This is a genomic window from Nocardia vaccinii NBRC 15922, from assembly GCF_001613305.1.
Classification (GTDB): domain Bacteria; phylum Actinomycetota; class Actinomycetes; order Mycobacteriales; family Mycobacteriaceae; genus Nocardia; species Nocardia vaccinii.
The window spans coordinates 1-18,434 of sequence record NZ_BDCC01000095.1 but is presented as its reverse complement, the minus strand read 5'-3'; the positions used below and the strand labels follow the sequence as shown (position 1 = coordinate 18,434).

The following is an 18,434-nucleotide window of genomic DNA, read 5'->3' as shown; positions in this document are numbered from 1 at the left end:
GTGTCCTGCCCCATTCGTCCGTTGCGTGAGGAATTCCCCAATGTCGCCGGGTTCAGCCGCAGTGTGCGGCACCCGACGCGATCAGATGCTCGGCGTCGAGTCCCAGGCGCTCCAGGACCGCACGAGTGTCTTGCCCCGGCCGGTGGGGCCGCGAGGGCTGGTGCGGCCGGTGAGCCGAAAAGCGCGGCGCGACGCCAGGTTCGATGAAGCCGTCCTCGACCCGCACCGATCCGCGCTGCCGCATGTGGTCGTGCTCCGCGGCCTCGCGCAGGCTCAATACCGGAGCGACACAGGCATCGGTGCCATCGAAGACCTTGACCCATTCGTCCCGAGTACGGGACGCGAACGCCGCCGCGATCCTACGGCGAGTTGCGGGCCACGAAGCGCGGTTCTGCTGTTCGTCTGCGTCCAACTTGTCAACTTCCAGCCCAGTGAGCAACTGTGCGTAGAACTTCGGCTCGATCGCTCCGACAGCCATGTATTTGTCGTCTGCCGTGCGATAGACCGCGTAGTACGGCGCTCCGCCGTCGAGCATATTGATGCCGCGCATGTCCTGCCACGTACCGGTATTGACCATCCCGTGTGTGCCTGCCAACAGATGGGCGACGCCGTCCACGATTGCCGCGTCGACGACCTGACCACGCCCACTGGCTCGTGCCTCGAGCAGCGCGGCGAGCACGCCCATCACGAGATACGCTCCGCCACCCCCGAAGTCCCCAACCAGATTCAGCGGGACCTGGGGCGGCCCCTCTGCGTCGCCGATCGCATGCAGGGCGCCGGTCAGTGCGATGTAGGTCAAGTCATGTCCCGCGAGCGCCGCCAGCGGCCCGTCCTGCCCCCAACCCGTCATCCGGCCGTAGACGAGGGCGGGGTTGCGTTTCCAGCACGGCTCCGGACCGAGGCCCAGACGTTCGGTGACGCCAGGGCGGCTTCCCTCCAACAGCACGTCACAGCGGGCGACCAGGTCGAGCACTGCGGCGACGGCATCGGGGTGCTTGAGGTCGAGACATACGATCTGTTTGTCGCGGTTGAGCACGTCGTCGGTCGGTGCACCGGGAAAGATACCGAGCCCGCCGGGACGTTCCACCCGGATTACCTCGGCGCCCATGCCGGCCAGTGTCATGCCGCCGAACGGTGCGGGACCCATCCCGCCGAGCTCCAATGCACGAACCCCGCAGAGAGGGCCGCTCCGGTCAGGAATCGTTGATATCTCATGTGTATTCGTGTCGGCCATTTCCTCATCCTCAAAGCGTGAAAGGTCGCCGAAGCCGGTCACCTAGCCGAACCGGAGTCCGATCTGCAATTCCGGGAGGCATTCGATAAGCGGTGTTAGGGCAGGCGAAATGATACGTACAAACGATCGTACGTTATGGGGAAACCTTGGTCGAGCCCGGTTGCCGTCGTGCCGTGCTGACCGGTGCGTACGCGGCCACCAGATCGTCCTCTACCTCGTGCAAGTCGAGCCGGCCGCCTGGCTGATACCACATTGCGACGTGGTTGAGGATCGCGATGCCCGCGTACGCCGCCAGTTTGACATCGGGAATCGTGACCCGCCCTGTTGCCCTGGCCTCCTTTAGTAGCTGTTCGAAGGCGGCCTGATAGGAGTCGCGAAGTTCGACGAGGGCGCCGCGCTTCCTTGGCGAGAGTGCGCGAAGTTCGGAGTTCCCGATGAGCGCCGCGTGTTGGTGTTCGGCGTGGAATCGGATACCTGCACGCAGGAACGCGTCCGTTCGGTCCACCGGATCGGAGCATTCCCCGGCCGCCGTGGTTGAGGCCGTGATCAGGTCGGTCATGACCTCCTTCATGATCTCGAAGAGCAGTTCCTCCTTCGAGGACATATGTAGAGGCTGGACACCCGCAAGCCGCTCGCGTCGGCGATCTGGCGCAGGGTTGTCTCGGCGTAGCCCTGTTCGAAGATAAGGTGGATTGCGACCCGTCTGATTCGTTGGGCAGTGGAGTTGTGGCCATCCGGCGTCGGTTGCAGGCGCGGTGTGCCGGGCCTGGGCTGGGCTGAAGTCGGGCGACCACTCATTTCGTCAACTCCTCGGGTCTCTGTTGGATCGAGCCAATCGGGCCCGCATCGATGCTGCATGACCTCGAATGCAGTCGGCGACTGCCGCTCATCAGCGGGGGCGACGCGTTCGTGCAGATATTCCCGTCGCTACGGGGAACTGCCCGCACGCAGGGCGGTTTCATCGTTCTTCCCATTCATTGGGTGTTCGTGGTAGAAACATGGTGACACTATACGTACGGGCGTTCGTTCGTATCAGAAAATTGCTTCGCCGGAGTTGTGTTTCCGGTTGTGGCTGGTGTCCCGAGGGGCCCATGGGCGCGGTCTTCGCGCCGTCTGGAGAGAAACCATTGACAGAACTGAGGTATGCGTGGCTGGAGCCCGGGCCTGAGCAGGTGGAGCCCGGAATCTTCCGCATCCCGCTTCCACTGCGGTCCGACGGCCTGCGGGCGGTCAACGTCTACGCCTGCGTGGACGGCGACCAGGTTGTCCTGATCGACTCCGGTTGGGCGTTGGTCGAATCGCGCGCGGAACTGGAGCGAGCGTTGAAAGCGGTCGGCTTCGCTCTCGGCGACATCGGCAGGTTCCTCGTCACCCACGTCCACGCTGACCACTACACCCAGGCCGTGGCCGTCCGGCGCGAGCTCGGCACCAAGGTTGCCGTCGGCATCGCTGAGCGAGACAACCTCGAAGACCTGATGGACGAACGCCGGCCGACCGGACGCACCCAACTCGACCAGTTGCTGCGTCACGGGGCTGCGGACCTGATCGAACCTCTGATCGCATCGGGCTTCGGTGTGACGTCCGATACCGGTCTGTGGGAGGAACCGGACGAATGGATCGAGGACAGGGACCGGCTCGAGATTCCGGGCAGTGAGCTCGAGGCGATACACACTCCGGGACACACGCGAGGACATCTGGTCTTCGACGACCGGACTCGCGGTGTGATGTTCACCGGGGATCACCTGCTGCCACACATCACGCCGTCCATCGGGTTCGAGAGCAGGCCCGGTTCGTCGCCTCTCGCCGATTTCCTGAACTCACTCGCTCTGGTGCTGCGGCTGCCCGATCGCAGAATGCTGCCGGCGCACGGTCCCGCGGGCGGGAGTACCCATCGACGTGCCCAAGAGCTCCTGGACCACCATGACTCCCGCCTGACGGTCTGTCACGACACGATCGGTGTCCGCGGCTCGACGGCTTTCGATGTCGCCAGCCGACTGGGGTGGACCCGCCGTGAGAGGCCCCTAGCGCAGCTCGATGTCCAGAACCGCATGCTGGCGATCTGCGAAACAGCAGCCCACTTGCACGTCCTCGTCGGGCAAGGACGTCTGCGGCTGACCGAAGTGGATGGCGTCGAGCGGTACATCCGAGCCGAAGAACAGCCCTTTGACCGTAAGGACAGGTGAAGTGAGTATGGCGCAACTGGATGGAAAGGTCGCGCTCGTGACCGGGGCCGCGCGGGGGCAGGGCAGGGCCCACGCGCTGACCCTCGCTCGTCATGGTGCCGATCTCGTTGTGGTAGATCTCGAGCCCGGCGTGATGTCGACCATCTCCTACGACATGCCGGGGGAGGAGGAACTTCTCGACACGGCAAAGCAGATCGAGGAACTCGGCCGGCGGGCCGTGGTGGTGCGTGCCGATGTCCGAGTCCAGTCCCAGTTGGACGACGCGGTGGCGTGTGCGGTCGCCGAATTCGGGGGGCTCGACATCTTGATTGCCAACGCCGGAGTGTTGTCACACGTGCCGTTCTGGAAGCTCACCGATGAGCAGTGGTCCGAGGTGGTGGAGACGAACCTCACCGGAGTCTGGCACTCGGCCAAAGCGGTGGCCCCGCACATGATCGAACGCGGAAGCGGCGCGATCGTCATGACGGCATCTATCAACGCATTGGAGCCTGGGCGCAATTACGCGCACTACACGGCCGCCAAACACGGTGTCATCGGGCTGATGAAGACAGTTGCGCTCGAACTGGCCCCGCATGGCGTCCGGTGCAATGCCGTTTGTCCCGGCGTGGTCGACACGGCCATGGTCAACGGCCAGGACAGTTATGACATGTTCGCCGGACGCAGCGGTGGTACCCGCGAGAACCTCATCCATGCCGGGCACAGCTATCACGTGCTGAAGGGGTTCGGCCCGTTGGATCCCCAAGTGGTTGCCGATGCGGCGCTATGGCTGGTATCCGACGGCGCAGCAGCCGTTACGGGCACGGCAGTGCCGATAGAGGCCGGTCACCTTCTGCTCACGGGTGTCAATCCGAAACCGCAAGCCTGACCGCAACAACAACAAAGGATGGACGAAAAATGGGACTCTGGTTCGAGGAGCTGACCCCAGGGCTGACGATCGAGCACTCGATCCGGCGTACGGTGACCGAAGCCGACAATGTGATCTTCTCGACGCTGACGATGAACCCGCAGCCGCTTCATCTCGACGAGCAGTTCTCGGCGCAGACCGAATTCGGCACGCGTGTTGTGAACGGCCTCTTCACATTGTCACTGGTGATTGGGCTGTCGGTGACAGACATCTCGCTGGGTACTACTGTTGCCAACCTCGCGTACGAGATCGTCGAAATGCCCGCGCCGGTTCGCCACGGCGACACGATCCGGGTGGTATCGGCAATCCTGGAATCGCGCGAATCGAAATCACGCCCGACACAGGGCATTGTCAAGCTCGAACACAAAGGTTTCAATCAGGACGACGTGCTCGTGAGCCGCGTCGTGCGGTCGGCGCTCTTCTTGAAGCGCCCCGCGGCGTGATCAGTGCGGAGCGTGGAGCGATTCACGCTCCGCAGTCGGCTTTCGAAATGGCCGGTTGTAGAAGGCCGAGCACTTGCGTGCATGTCGGAAGAAACGGGTTGACATGATCAAGGTGGTTGTCGTCGTCCGGCGCAAGGACGAATTGGACCGGGCGGCTTTCCTACGTTGCTGGCAGGAGGATCACCCGCGGTTCGTACTGCAGTTGCCGGGGATCCGCGGCTACCGGCAGAGCCCGGCCATCAAGCATCGCAAGCACTGGCCGTGGGATGGCAGCGCCGAGATGTGGTTCGACGATGTCGACGCGGTGCGTGCGGCGTTCGCTGGCCCCGAAGCAGACCTTGTACGTGAGCACGAGGAACATTTCATCGGGGGGCTCGACTGGTTCCTGGCAACGGAGACGACCGTGCTCTCACCGCAGTGACACGCCTTGTCCGGATCAATCCCCCGGGGGAGCATCCGCCACGAGCAGCACGTTGGAAAAGGTCATGACCTTTTCGCCACGCTGGTTCGTCACGATGTAGTCCAGAGTCACCACGTGCTGGTTCTCCTGGTGGGAAGGGCGGGCGTGTGCGACGGTCACCTGCGCGCGGATGGTGTCGCCGATCATGACCGGCGCGACGGCGCGCAGCTCGTTCAAACCGAGCCAAGCCACTGTTCGCTCGTCGTCTATGAGCGTCGTCCTGGTGCTCAACCCGAGTGTCATGGCGAGTGTGCAGGGGCCGTGTACCACACGCTCACCGAACCCGCTCCGTGCGGCGAATTCTCGATCGGTGTGAATCGGCAGCCAGTCTCCGGTCAACGATGCCCATGCCACCAGATGTGCCTCGGTGAGGGTAAGTGCTGCGGTCGACACGGTGGTGCCGACCAGTTCGTCGCATGACGCCGATGTCATCGCGCCGCCTCCAACTCGATCGTCAATTTCGGCCCGTTCAATATCTGCTGCGGGCCCGGCATTCATTCCGCGATGGTAACCGAGGGCTTTCCTGCCATCCTCGATGAACGGAAATGATGGGGGTGGAATTGGTCAGCATGCTTCCGCGCGACTTGTGTCAGAAGAAACTAGCCCGCTTTTCGACTGTCAGTCGTCCGCAGTCGGCCGGTAGACGCCGAGCAGGCCGTCGATGACCTCGTCGAGGCTCAATTCGCCCGTGGCCTGGTACCAGGAGGCGACGTGGTTGGCGATGGCAACGGCTGCGTACGCCGCGAGCTTGACGTTCGGGACGGTCCCGGCCCGGTTCGAAGCGGCTACGGCTCGGATGTGGTCTTCGAGGTCCTTTTGGTACGTGTCCCGCAAGTTCACGATGGCGCGTCGGTGTCTGAGACTCAGCGCTCGCAGCTCGGTGTTCCCTATGAAAGCCGCATGCTGGTTCTCGGCGTGGAACTCGATGGCGGTCCGCAGGAACGCGCGCAACCGCTCCCTGGGGTCGGTCAGGCCGGTCACCGCGGCCTGGCTGAGCTCGATCAGCTCCTTCATCACGCTGTGCATGATGTTGTAGAGCAGCTCTTCCTTGCTGGCGATGTGGTTGTAGAGGCTCCCTACTTTCACCCCCACGACCTCTGCGATCTGTCGCAGCGAGGTAGCCTCGAAACCCTGGTGGTAGATGAGGTCGACCGCCGCGCTGTATATGGCTTGAGCCGTAGGCGAGGTCAGTCGGCGATCGCCCGCGGAAAAGGCCATTGCGCACACGGTTCGCTCCATCCTGAGAGTTTCCGGACACCGACAGTCACCAAGACTTTAGTCAGAGCGGCGGACCGGCGGATGGCCCGGTCCGGGTGTCCTGCCGCAATCCCATTGCTCTCTCCTTCGTCGGTGAACTGCGCCTTCCTTCCGCGCGTGTGTTCGAGCCTGCGGCGGCCAGGTATGCGAGCGCGAGAGCCGCCCTGTCAGCTCTCTCGCAAAACATAAGATCATGATACGAACGTTCGATAGTTTGTCAAGGAAAAGCTATCGTTGCCTGAGCATGTTGGATATGGTTACGATACGTACGATCTGGCTGACGTCGCAGAGTAGTTGTAGAGGAATTGGCATTCTCGCCGGCGTGAAACCGCCGGAGACCGGATCGGTCGACTCGATCAGGTGAGGAGTCTTTGGGTGGACACTTCGGACGGAAAGGTCGCGCTGATCACCAGCGCGCCCTCCGGCGCGGCTCGGGAGCTCATGCCGGGCCGGGCAGGTCAGAGCCGTCGAAGGAAGCGGTCCACGTCCACGATCGCGCGGCGGACGGTGCCGCTCGCGATGCAGGTGCCGTCCGCTGCCTTCGCGTCAACGGTGAAGTCGACGCTTCGGCCCTCGTGTCCGGTCACTTCCGAGGTGATGCAAATGGTGTCGCCGACCGCTGTGGCACGCAGATGCCGGAGAGACACCTCCGTGCCGACGGACGTGGTACCTGGCGGGAGGTGATCGGCCAGCGCCTTAACGGTCGAATTTTCCAACCATGCCAGGAGGCGTGGCGTGCCGAGGACGTCCAACGACCCACTTCCCAGCGCGGAGGCGGTGTCGTGATCGGCGACAATGTGTTCGGTGCTGGCGGTCAGGCCGAGTAGCGACGTCATTCCGAAACCCTTTCAATTCGATTCTGGTTGCTCCAAGACAATGGCATGTTTCGACTGAGAAACAAAATACTCCAGCGGGGCGTTGTTGGGCACATTTCGTTGTCGGGCTCATTTGTGGGATTGCAATCGGGCATAATATTATTTTTTTGATTCAGGAAGGATTTTTCATGCCAATAATTAGTGCATCATCTGCGGGGACCGCCATTGTTTCCGGTCGTGAGGGGAAGCGCCCATGAGCGCCTCCCGAAGTGATCAGAAGGCCGCGCTCAGTGGCATCAGAGTTGTCGATCTGAGTCAATGGGAGGCAGGCACTCCCTGTACCCGGGCTCTCGGCTTCCTGGGAGCCGATGTCATCAAGATCGAACGACCAGGTGTGGGCGAAGCGGGTCGGTCCGCGTCGAGGGACGTTCCGGATCTCGACTCGTACTACTTCCCGATGCTGAACAACAACAAGCGGTCGGTCACCGTCGACTTGAAGTCCGAGGAGGGGGTTGCCCTGGTGCTGAGCTTGATCCGCCAGGCCGACGTCGTGGTCGAGAACTTCGCGCCTGGCACGATCGAGCGTCTGGGGCTGGGCTACGACGACGTTCGTGTGGTGAACGACCGGGTCATCTACGCCTCGATCAAGGGGTACAACCGGGGGCTGTATGAGCATTACCTGGCTTTTGATCCGACCGGCCAGGCGACCGGGGGTTCGATGGCGATCACGGGAGGACCGGGGGGAGGTCCGATCCGTCCTGGCCCGACGATCGCGGACAGCGGGACCGGGATGCACCCGGTCATCGGGATTCTCGCCGCCTTGTTGCAGCGGGTCACTACCGGCCGCGGACAACGTGTCGATGTCGCTATGCAGGACGCGATCATGAACTACTGCCGCATGGCGTATGCCAGGCACAATGTGCTTGGGAAGCCGACCAAGCGGGTAGGCAACGGAAGCCCCGCGTCGGCATCGGCACCCTCGTCGGCCTACCCATGCAAGGGCGGCGGGGTCAACGACTTCTGCTTCATCTACACCGCACGTCACAGCAACACCTAATGGCACAAGCTCCTGTCGGTGATCGGTTGCACCGACCTGGTGGACGATCCACGTTTCGCGTCCCCCGAGAAGCGGTTGGCACACGAGGAAGAGGTCAACCGGGTCATTGTCGAGTGGACGGTTCGCTACGACAAACACGAAGTCATGCGACGGGTGGCCGACGCGGGAGTGCCTGCCGGCGCCGTTCCGGAAACCGCAGACTTGCTTGCGGAGCCGTCCCTGCAGGAGAACAACGCGATCCTGCGGCTCGAACATTCGGTGCGCGGCACGTTCCACACGCCGGGCTGGGCTGTGCGCATGAGCGATTCCTCCGCTGAGTTCCGGCCGGCCCCGCTGCTTGGCGCGCATACCGAAGAAGTCCTCGCCGAATTCCTGGAAATCACGGGCGACGATTTCGACAAGTTGCTCGTCGCCGACGACCTGACCAACAAAGCTATCGCCACCCGCCTGCACATTACCCACCGCACCGCAGCAGGACACGTCGAACACATTCTGATCACTGCGGAGCCGCCGATCGCTCGAGCCCGTGATTGCGCGGCGCCGAGCAGAATGGCAGCGCGCCGGGCGCTGCCCTGCGATGCCACAATCCATGCCAGCGTTTCAAGGGCTACTGCGGCGAACAGCAGGCCCAGCGCCTGCCGCTGTGGGTCGCAGGCAGCGGCATAATCGCCGGTGTTTTCGCACGCATTGCGGAGGTTGTTGAGGGTGCTGGCTTCTCCACTCCGGTTACCGATTTCCCGGTAGATCTAGAGGGGGCGAGACGTCGCCTGTCGGAGGGTACCGATCCCGGTTCGGCCGCCGGTGACCGCGATCGAGGCGGTCGGTCTGGCCGCGAGCAGGTCGGTCAGCCGGTTCAGCAGCCGTGCAGCGACCGCAGAGCATAGCTGCGTGTCATCGGCGTACACGAACCCATCCGTGGTATGGCCGACCGCGCGGGTAGGTACTGCTCAGTCATGGCTGAGGACTCCTTCACCATCGGCATGATGTGACGAGCCAGGCGCATCACAGCCCAACCGGGCACGTCCCGCGGGAGCGTCGGAGGAACTGCTTTGCCGGGAGTGTCGGAGCACAACCTGACTCGCCGCCAACGCCAAAGACCTGAAAGCCACTTGCGAAAGGCCGAGGCCACCGCAGCCGACCCTGCGATATCCTGGGGTACGTCACAGAGCAGGACACGCGCATGCGCGACATCGACCCGTCGAAAACTCAACGTGCCGTGATCCCCGCGGTCGCGGCGGAACTTGCAGACGCTGGATTCGCCGGCGCCGAGGAGATCGGGCGTGGCGGATTCGGTGTGGTGTATCGATGCAACCAGGTCGCGCTGGACCGGATGGTGGCGGTCAAGGTGCTCACCGCCGATCTGGACCAGGAGAACCGGGAGCGGTTCGTGCGGGAACAGCGGGCGATGGGCCGACTGAGCGGGCAGCCCAACATCCTCGGCGTGCTGCAGGTTGGCACCACCACGTCGGGGTTGCCTTACCTGGTCATGCCATACTGTCCGCAGGGTTGCCTCGACGCCCGGATCCGCGGTCACGGTCCACTGTCGGCGGCGGAGGCGCTGCGAGTGGGGGTGAAGCTGGCCGGGGCTCTCGAGACCGCGCACCGGCTCGGGATTCTGCACCGCGACGTCAAACCGAGCAACATCCTGATCACCGACTACGGTGAACCAGCACTGACCGACTTCGGAATCGCACGCATCCCCGATGGATTCCGCACTGACGCCGGCACGGTCACGGGCTCACCGGCGTTCACTGCGCCGGAGGTGCTGGCGGGCAAGGCACCCACGCCCGCAGCGGACGTCTACGGGCTCGGCGCGACGTTGTTCGCCGCGCTAACCGCGCATGCGGCATTCGAGCGGCGCAGCGGTGAGCAGGTGGTGGCTCAGTTTCTGCGCATTACCACACAGCCCACGCCGAACCTCCGCGAGCACGGCATCGACGAGGACCTTGCGCAAGTGATCGAGCACGCCATGGGCCGCAGCCCCGAGCAGCGACCCTCCGCGGCCGCGCTGGGCGAGCAGCTCCAGCAGCTGCAGGCCCGGCGCGGGTTGCCGGTCGATGAGATGGCGGTGCGAGCAGAAGCAGGTGCCGAACACAAAGCAGCCACCCCGGTTCCCCTGGCCACCGACTACTCACCGGCGCGAGGGCCCAATCCGCTCGGGCCGCCGGTCAGCACTAGGGGGGCTATTCCGCACGAGCTGACGAGCTTCGTCGGCCGGCGCACCGACTTGACCCAGGCCAAGAGGCTGCTCGCGAGCTCCCGGCTGGTGACGTTGACGGGAATCGGCGGGGTAGGCAAGACGCGTCTGGCCTTGCGCGCGGCGGTCGGCGCGCAGCGGGGCTTCCCTGACGGGGTGTGGCTGGTCGAGCTCGGGCAGCTGCACGACGGTGCCCTGCTGCCGGGAGTGATCGCCACCGCTGCAGGGCTGCGCCCGCAAGGCAAGCCGGTGCTCGACGTGCTGATCGACTACCTGGCATCCCGACAGCTGCTGCTGGTGCTCGACAATTGCGAACAGATCGTCGACGCTGCGGCAAAGGTTGCCGAAACACTGCTGACGGCATGTCCGAAGCTGCAGATCCTAGCCACCAGCCGCGAGGCCCTGAGCGTCGGTGGGGAGGCGCTGCTGCAAGTGCGGCCGCTGACCGTTCCCGATCCGGATCAGCGGCCGTCGCTACGGGGTGCGCCCCGCTACGACGCGGTCGCTCTGTTCGTCGAACGGGCCGCCGCCGCGGTACCGCGTTTCGCGCTCACCGAAGACAACGTCGCAGTCGTGGCCGAGATCTGTCGCCATCTCGATGGGCTGCCGTTCGCTATCGAGCTGGCCGCGGCCCGGCTGCGCGCGCTGTCACCCGAACAGATCCTGGCGCGACTGACCGATCGGTATGCACTGCTGACGCACGGCAGCCGTAGCGCGCCGAGCCGCCAGCAGACCCTGCGCTGGTGCATCGATTGGAGCTACTCGTTGTGTACACGGCCCGAACAACAGGTCTGGGCGCAACTGTCGGTATTCGCCGGGAGCGTCGAACTCGACGCCGCCGAACAGGTGTGCCGAGACAACCTCGGCGAGGCGGATCTGCTCGACGTGCTCACCACCCTGGTCGACAAGTCAATCTTGATCCGCGAGGAATCTGACTCCGTGGTACGATTCCGTCTGCTCGAGACGGTGGGCGACTACGGCCGCGACAAACTCGAGCAGGCTGGCGAGTACACGCAAATGCGGCGTCGACATGTGGATTGGTACCGACAGCTCGCCGAACGCGCGGACGCTGACTGGATGAGCCCCCGCCAGCTCGAGTGGATCGCCCGCCTCAACCGCGAACAACCCAACCTGCGCGAGGCGCTGGACTTCTGCCTGACCGACATCGAAGCAGAACCAGGCGCGGCATTGTCGTTCGTGGCCGCCCTGCAACCGTTCTGGCTCTCCCACGGACAGGCCGGTGAGGCACGGCACTGGCTCGACCGCACCCTCGTCGTTAGTCCCGCGACCGACACGACGGTACGTGCCAAGGCGCTATGGCACGCCAGCGTGGTAGCCGATCTCCAGTACGATCTCGGCGTGGCGTCCGCACTCGTCACGCAGGCGCGGGCGCTCGCGGCAACGACCGAGCATCCGATCGTGCACTCGTTCGCCGACCTCACCGAAGGCATCCATAGGGTTTTCGACGGCGACTTTCCCCGAGCGCGCGCGCCCCTGGAAACCGCCCTCGAATCGTTCACGGCGCAGGGCAACGTCTACGGGCAGATGTGGGCGCTTCTCGGGCTCTTCTGGGCTCACGAATTGCATGAGGACAGCGCAACCGCGATCTCGTACCAAGAAAGGGTCCTCGGGCTCACCGAATCCTGTGGCGATTCGGTACATCGGTCATATGCCTTGTACGCGACTGCGGTTGCCACGTGGCGTCGGGGCGATAGCGACCATGCGCTGGGGCTGCTGCGGCAGGGGTTGCAGCTGATCAGGCAACTGAAAGACTCGCTGGTGGCCGCGATGGCGCTGGAAACACTGGCGTGGATAGCGGGAGCTCAGGGCAGCGCGCGGCGCGCAGCGGTGTTGTTGGGCGCCGCGCAGGCGCTGGCGCAGTCGACGGGCACCTCCTCAGTGCTGTTTCCGAATCTGGCGGTCCGCCATGAGGACTGCGAACGGGCGGCACGTCACACGCTCGGCCGGCAAGCATTCGAGACCGCACACCGCGAAGGAGCCGTACTGGATCTCGACGCCGCGATCGACTACGCCCTCGGACAGCAATGCCGGACCGCAGCTCGCGGCCCGGGGCCGTCGCCGGAGCTGACCACCCGGGAGCGGGAGGTAGCCGACCTCGTTGCCCAAGGCCTGACCAACAAGGCTATCGCCGCCCGCCTGAGCATCTCCCAGCGCACCGCCCAGGGACACGTCGAACACATCCTCACCAAACTCGGATTCACCTCACGCGCCCAGATCGCCGCGTGGATCACCGAACGGAGCCAACCCGCACCGACCGGTGGGCCAGGCTCACGAAATTGATTGGGGCGCAGAGCGTTACGCGCACCCGGGGCGCCTTTGACTTCGTGAGAGTCCGCTGCCCCCCTTGGGGTGCAGTGCGGGGCGCAACCCGGGTTCGGCATATCAAGTCCGCGTTGGTTAAATTACGGGTTTCGATCGCCGAAAAAACAACAGATATGCGTAATCCGTTGGTAGCGAGCTGGGTTCGTGCTCGGGATGCGTGTTTGGGCTGGTAGTGCGTGGCTTGGTGCTGATGTGGCTGGTCGGCGTGGTGGAGGTCGGGGTTCGTGGCGTCGCGGGTATTCGCGTACGAGGAGTTGGCGCGTCTGCGGGAGTTCCCGGAGATCAGCCGCGGCGCAGGCTCGGCGGGTTCTATCGTGGCGGCACGATTGGCGTCGGCTGGTGCGAGCGTCGTCGTAGTCGAAGCCGGTGGCAGTCATCGACGTCCCGACGTCCGCTTTCCACTAGGCATCGTCACGCTCTATGCGACTGCCAACTGGAAATATCCGGCAGCGCCCGACTCGAGCAAGGGCCGCGACAATGACGCTTTCGCGGCCGGTCGGATCGTGGGTGGTAGCGGATCGATCAATGCGATGGTCTATGCCCGGGGACTACGTTCGGACTACGACAGTTGGGCGGCGGCGGGAAACGAGGGGTGGTGCTACGCCGATGTGCTGCCCTACTTCAAGAGCATCGAGAGCTGGATCGGCGGAGCCGACGAGTACCGCGGCGCAACGGGGCCGATCGAGGTCTCGTGGTGTGGACACCACCATGAGGTGGATGACGCCTTCATCCGGGCCGCAGTCGATGCCGGATACGAACTGAATCCGGATCAGAACGGTCGAAGTCAGCTGGGAGTGGCCCGAAGCCAGGTGAATCAGCATCGCGGGCTCCGGTGCTCCTCGGCCCGAGGTTTCCTGCACGACCTTCCGCGCGACAGGCGTCCGCGCGTCCTGACCAAAAGGCAGGTGTCTCGAATCGTTGTCGAGAAGGGACGTGCGGTAGGGGCGAATCCGGCGGCCGTGTTCTGCGGGCTCGAGGTGGTACTGAGCGCCGGCGCGATCGGTACGCCCGCTGTGCTTTTGCGGTCGAGGATAGGGCCGGGCGGCGCGACGCTGAATTTGCCCGGTGTCGGGGAGAATTTCCAGGACCACCTCGTCTCCTCCCAGTGCTGGGATTCGAAAGTTCCGACCGTCAATACCCTCGGCCCTGTCGGTGGAGCCAAGGCACTCGCGGCGCTGCTGATGCGCGGGCAAGGGCCGATGACAACGACAGCTTTCGAGGCGCAGCTCATTACCAATGAGTTCCAGATTGCTATTACCCCAGTGCAATACACGCTCGACAGGGTGACCAGGCGAGCGAGTCTGGATCGGGTCGACAGGTTCACTGTGTATACGGTTCTCATGCATCCCCAGGGGCGGGGTCGTGTTCGTCTACACGATGGACGACCACGGATCGAGTTCGAACGCTTGGCCCATGAGGATGTACGAAAACTGATCGAGGGATCCGCGCTGGCTCGTGACCTCGTCGAATCCCAGTCGGCGATGCGCAGTGTCGCCGGGGCCTATCTCAGTGACAACGGAACGTCGGGTGCTGCATGGTTGGCTGCCCAGGAGGACAGCATCTACCACGCTGTCGGGACCTGTCGGATTGGCGTCGACGACCACGCGGTGGTCGATCCGCAACTGAGTGTTCACGGTATTGATGGACTTCGGGTTGTCGATGCCTCGGTGATGCCGACGCTGACCTCCGGTAACACAAATGCGCCGACGATGATGATCGCTCAGCGGGTGCCGATCTGATTCTGCACGGTGGGGCGTGAATCGGGCTTCCCGGTGCAGGATCCGGTGCGCTTACCGAGGCGTAACCGTTCTTGGGCATCCACCGAAGCACCGCCGCCAGAACGGTTTGGGAGTCATCGGAGACGGCCCGTGCACATCGATGGTGGTTCGTCCTTCGAGTCGGCCCACCATCGATGCGTCAACGCAGACCGTTATCTCAGATGCGGTGCGCCGCGCGGGCGATGGTCTCCCAGACGTCCATATCTTCGATGAGGTCCTTGTGCTGACCCAGCTGTACCTGCGGACCGTATCGGAAGATGAGTCCTGTTGCGCCGGAGTCGAACCAAGCGGTCAGTTGTTCTGCGATCCGTTTGTGCGAGCCGACGAGGAACATGGTGTCGACGAGTTCGTCCGGCACGTTGGCCAGCGCTTCGTCGTAGCGGCCCGCGGTCGTCAGCTCGGTGAGCCGGTCGCACAGCCCCGAGAAGCCCAGCGCTTCAGTCTGGAATCGCAACGGCTCGGCCCAGTCCACGATGTAGGGGCGGAAGCGGTCGAGTCCTGCCCGCACGTCGTCGCTGACGATCAGGTCGACGAGTGCCCAGATCTGGAAGTCCTCTCGGCGCTTGTTCTCGCCCGCACGCTTGAAGCCTGCTTCGAGGAATGGCTCGAATGCCGGGAGCATTCCAGGTGCGAAACCCCAGGGGTACCAGCCGTCGGCGATTTCGGCTGTCAGCGAAATCATTTGCGGCCCAACGGCAGCGAGCACGACTGGTGGCACGGGGCCGGGTTCCAATGTGCTGACCCACGGTCGTACCCCCAAGGCCCCGTCACGGGAGTAGGGGATGCTGATCTCGGAGCTCTGAGAGTTCACGGTCGTGCCGAGCCGCGCGCGGACCGGCTCGGCGTACAGCTCGGTCGGCTCGATCGGGTTGCCGTCGGCGTCGTAGGAGCCTGCAGTGCGGAACACCTGGCGCAGCACATCCACATAGTCGCGCATGCGCTGAACCGGCTTGCCCCAAGGCAGGCCGTGCCACCCCTCGCAGGAACTCTGAAAACCACCCCCGATCCCGGCGATCAGCCGCCCGCCGCCCGCCATGGCGTCGATAGTCTGCAATGCCTGGGCGAGAACGGTGGGCGGGCGAGCAGTCAGCGTCGCGACGTGTGTGCCGAGGGTCATTCGCTTGGTGACTGCCGCAAGGTAGCCAAGTGGTGTGAGCGCGTCGTTTCCTATGCCCTCGGCAGTGAACACCGCGTCGAACCCGAACTGCTCACAGCGTCGAATCCGCTCCAGCGGAATTGTGAATTCCCGGTCTCCCCAAGGAACTTCGGTGGCGATCTTCATCCTCGATCCTCTTCCGCTCGTCTGTTTGGGAAATCACGATGTCAAGCCTGTGCCTCGGGCACATCTGCGGATCGACGGAGTCGATATCGGCCGTTCGGCCGATGGCATTCCCCGCCTGCGTGTCCGGCCGATCGGAGTATTCGCCTGTGTGACTTTGCGGTGGGATCTAGCCTTCGTCGGTGCCGCTGCAGAGGTGGATTTGCCACATCGGCACAGCTTGTGCGCGTAAAGTTTGCTGATAGCCCAGAGGCACGTGGCTCGGTCGAACCACCGCGTGGGTCGCGTGAATGCAGGACGTATGGATAACAATCAACACATCCCGAACCCCCGGAATGCGGCCGACTGCCGCGGTAGCACCGCGTTGCTCGAGGCGATTACCGAGTTCCGTTCGGTCACAACAGCTCAGGCGCTCGTGGACCAGGCGCCGGAAGTCATTGCCCGGCTCGGGTTCGACAGGGTGCTGATCTCACGGATCGACAACGGCATCTGGGTTCCGGAGTCGATGTTCGTGCGCTGCGATCAACGATGGGCGCAAGCGATCATTCAGGCCGGGCGAGAGGAGCCGACCGCCTTGGAGTCGGTCGTCGAGGCCGATGTGGTCGACTCTGCCAACACATTCGTTGTGGACGAGGTGCAGACCCATCCACGGGTGCACCGGTCGATTGCCGCGGTGTCCCGATCGGACAACTACGGTGTCGCCCCTATCGTGATCGAGCAGTCGGTAGTCGGGATGGTGCACGCCGACCGTTATGTTCAGGGGCAGAGGGTATTTCGTGAGGAATGCGAATTGCTGGCCGTGGCCGCCGAGAGTTTGGCCGTGCATCTGAGTCGGTTGGTGCTGCTCCAACAATTGCAGGCCGTCCGCGAGACGGCTGGTCGATCATGGCCGACGGTAACTCCGAGTGTTCCGTCGCAGAGCCGCATGCCGAATCGAAGAATTCCCCCAGGTCAGGAGCTGACCGATCGCGAACTCGACGTCATGCGACTCATGTCTGCCGGGCAGACCAATTATCGAATCGCGCGACGGTTGGACATCTCCGAGGGCACGGTCAAGACTCACGTATCGAAGATCTTGCAGAAGCTCAACGCCGCCAACCGAGCACAAGCCGTGTCGCTCTGGCTCGTGAGCCGCGGGCCGAGTCATTGACAACGGCTCCGACGCCGGTGAAAGCAGGCCGAACCGCTTTCACCGGCCTCGACACGGAACTCAGCTTCGACCAGCCAGGGCGTATCGACGGTCCGTGTCGGCATCGTCGTGGGCCAGTCGGCCCAGAAGTGACAATACGTCCAAGTGCGCGTCGATCTCCGCGATGGCCGACATCTGGTGCTCGAGTGGCAACTCGTCGAGCCGCCGGGCCCGGCGCGTCCACGGCAGTGCCCGTGCCACCTGGTAAGCGGTGGCAGCGCCTCCGGCAATTTCGTCGCAGACCTCGTCGAGTCGCTGCTGATGGTGTTCGAGCAACTCCCGAACCCTGGCGTGTGCGCTGGTGGTTACCGGGCCGTGCGACGGAAGCACGGCCGCGTCGGGCCGGCCGAGGATCAGCTGGAGCGATTTCAGGAAGGACCGCAGTGGCTGCGGTTCCGGGGTCCATTCGAATCCTACGGATGGGGTGATGGTCGGCAGGATGTGATCGCCCGAGAAGAGCACTCCGGCATCCGAGTGGTGGAACACCACGTGGCCTCGCGTATGCCCTGGTGTCGCAACCACTTCCAGCGCACCCTCGCGCAGGGCGACACTGTCGCCCCCGGACAGCCAGCCGTCGGGAATGCCGAACTCGATGCCGTCTTCCTCCGGGGGAGCGGGGCTTTCGGCGAGATTGCGGGCGAGATCCGGTGCGCCGCATCGCAACATCAATCGCGCATGATTGGGGAAGCGGCCGGTGTCCGCGCCGTTGATCGCCTCTTCGATGCTGTGGTGTTCCTCGGCGCCGGTCAACAGCTTGCTGCCGAGAGATGTTCTCCAGGCGAATGCCTGCGAGTAGTGGTCCCAGTGGTGGTGGGTAGCCAGGCACAGCGTGATGTCGTCGAGCCGGAAGCCGAGTTCACGAAGCGCTGCGGTTACGGCACGTTCGTTGTCGGATCCGGCCCAGCCGGGGTCGATGAAGATCAGACCCTGCTCGCCTTCGAGCAGGTAGGCGTTGACTGCCGCAAGGCCATTCAGGGGTAGTGGCAGCGGTATCCGATGGACGCCGGGCGTCACTTGGAACGCACCCGGTTCGGTCCAGTCATCGGGCTGCCCGACGAGTTGTGTCATTCACCGGCTCCTCTGTCTTCGTTAGCCAACCTTACTTTCTATTCTATGTTAAACAGTGCGGCGTGGCCGAGTGCTGTCGATCACCCCTGTCGACCAAGGGTGGTGAGTCCTCTTGCGTGACGTGTGGTGGCCAGTGGGACATGCTCTCGTGAGCTCTCGGGTTGGTTGCTCGGTCAAGGTGGACGTCGGTCGGAGGGTCTCGCTGAGCGACGGTCCTGGCCTGATGG

The 18,434-nt window shown here is 64.0% G+C and carries 15 protein-coding genes and 1 pseudogene; 8 read left to right on the top strand and 8 right to left on the bottom strand.

Annotation, left to right across the window (positions count from 1 at the left end; translation table 11 throughout):
* Positions 1-52 precede the first annotated feature (52 nt).
* The 3 genes from NV1_RS40615 to NV1_RS47170 form a co-directional block, all read right to left on the bottom strand.
* Entirely contained in the window at positions 53-1,234 is a 1,182-nt protein-coding gene (locus NV1_RS40615) for a CaiB/BaiF CoA transferase family protein (RefSeq protein ID WP_067904700.1), read from the bottom strand.
* A gap of 133 nt (positions 1,235-1,367) precedes the next feature.
* A complete protein-coding gene (locus NV1_RS40610) occupies positions 1,368-1,838 on the bottom strand; it encodes a TetR-type transcription factor C-terminal domain-containing protein (RefSeq protein ID WP_067904697.1) in 471 nt (156 codons plus the stop codon).
* Positions 1,802-2,032, bottom strand: a complete 231-nt coding sequence (locus NV1_RS47170; protein ID WP_169813549.1) for a TetR/AcrR family transcriptional regulator — start codon at positions 2,030-2,032, stop codon at positions 1,802-1,804. The genes NV1_RS40610 and NV1_RS47170 overlap by 37 nt, the downstream gene beginning before the upstream one ends.
* 329 nt (positions 2,033-2,361) lie before the next feature.
* Between NV1_RS47170 and NV1_RS40605 the strand changes: the two genes are divergently transcribed.
* The 4 genes from NV1_RS40605 to NV1_RS40590 all read left to right on the top strand — a co-directional run bounded on the left by NV1_RS40605 (position 2,362) and on the right by NV1_RS40590 (position 5,185).
* Positions 2,362-3,417, top strand: coding sequence for an MBL fold metallo-hydrolase (locus NV1_RS40605; protein ID WP_218027363.1), 1,056 nt, complete (start codon positions 2,362-2,364; stop codon positions 3,415-3,417).
* A gap of 7 nt (positions 3,418-3,424) precedes the next feature.
* A complete protein-coding gene (locus tag NV1_RS40600) occupies positions 3,425-4,282 on the top strand; it encodes a mycofactocin-coupled SDR family oxidoreductase (RefSeq protein WP_067904719.1) in 858 nt (285 codons plus the stop codon).
* On the top strand, positions 4,279-4,764 hold the full coding sequence (locus NV1_RS40595; RefSeq protein WP_373864710.1) for a MaoC family dehydratase: 486 nt from the start codon (positions 4,279-4,281) through the stop codon (positions 4,762-4,764). Before NV1_RS40600 ends, NV1_RS40595 begins: the two co-directional genes overlap by 4 nt.
* Positions 4,765-4,867: 103 nt before the next feature.
* The gene (locus NV1_RS40590; protein WP_067904690.1) at positions 4,868-5,185 is read left to right on the top strand and encodes an EthD family reductase; all 318 of its coding nucleotides are present in this window, start codon (positions 4,868-4,870) and stop codon (positions 5,183-5,185) included.
* Between the two features lie 15 nt (positions 5,186-5,200).
* On the opposite strand, the gene NV1_RS40585 is transcribed toward NV1_RS40590, so the two are convergent.
* The 3 genes from NV1_RS40585 to NV1_RS40575 all read right to left on the bottom strand — a co-directional run bounded on the left by NV1_RS40585 (position 5,201) and on the right by NV1_RS40575 (position 7,317).
* Positions 5,201-5,722: a MaoC family dehydratase gene (locus tag NV1_RS40585; protein WP_084526669.1), complete on the bottom strand. Its 522-nt coding sequence runs from the start codon at positions 5,720-5,722 to the stop codon at positions 5,201-5,203.
* A 120-nt stretch (positions 5,723-5,842) separates the two neighbouring features.
* Positions 5,843-6,442, bottom strand: coding sequence for a TetR/AcrR family transcriptional regulator (locus tag NV1_RS40580; protein ID WP_067904683.1), 600 nt, complete (start codon positions 6,440-6,442; stop codon positions 5,843-5,845).
* A 497-nt stretch (positions 6,443-6,939) separates the two neighbouring features.
* On the bottom strand, positions 6,940-7,317 hold the full coding sequence (locus NV1_RS40575; RefSeq protein ID WP_067904677.1) for a thioesterase family protein: 378 nt from the start codon (positions 7,315-7,317) through the stop codon (positions 6,940-6,942).
* Positions 7,318-7,549: 232 nt separating this feature from the next.
* On the opposite strand from NV1_RS40575, the pseudogene NV1_RS46235 reads away from it, so the two are divergent.
* The 3 genes and pseudogenes from NV1_RS46235 (at position 7,550) to NV1_RS40555 (ending at position 14,632) form a co-directional block, all read left to right on the top strand.
* Positions 7,550-9,019, top strand: a pseudogene (locus NV1_RS46235) (CoA transferase).
* Between the two features lie 514 nt (positions 9,020-9,533).
* Entirely contained in the window at positions 9,534-12,851 is a 3,318-nt protein-coding gene (locus NV1_RS40560; protein ID WP_067904668.1) for a protein kinase domain-containing protein, read from the top strand.
* 266 nt (positions 12,852-13,117) lie between these two features.
* On the top strand, positions 13,118-14,632 hold the full coding sequence (locus NV1_RS40555; RefSeq protein WP_307631395.1) for a GMC family oxidoreductase: 1,515 nt from the start codon (positions 13,118-13,120) through the stop codon (positions 14,630-14,632).
* Between the two features lie 196 nt (positions 14,633-14,828).
* On the opposite strand, the gene NV1_RS40550 is transcribed toward NV1_RS40555, so the two are convergent.
* On the bottom strand, positions 14,829-15,953 hold the full coding sequence (locus tag NV1_RS40550; RefSeq protein WP_067904664.1) for an LLM class flavin-dependent oxidoreductase: 1,125 nt from the start codon (positions 15,951-15,953) through the stop codon (positions 14,829-14,831).
* A 298-nt stretch (positions 15,954-16,251) separates the two neighbouring features.
* Here NV1_RS40550 and NV1_RS40540 point away from each other — a divergent pair, with 298 nt between their 5' ends.
* Complete coding sequence (locus tag NV1_RS40540) at positions 16,252-17,100, top strand: LuxR C-terminal-related transcriptional regulator (RefSeq protein ID WP_067904658.1); 849 nt, start codon at positions 16,252-16,254, stop codon at positions 17,098-17,100.
* A gap of 60 nt (positions 17,101-17,160) precedes the next feature.
* Here NV1_RS40540 and NV1_RS40535 read toward each other — a convergent pair whose 3' ends face one another.
* A complete protein-coding gene (locus NV1_RS40535; protein ID WP_067904655.1) occupies positions 17,161-18,207 on the bottom strand; it encodes an MBL fold metallo-hydrolase in 1,047 nt (348 codons plus the stop codon).
* Positions 18,208-18,434 lie beyond the last annotated feature (227 nt).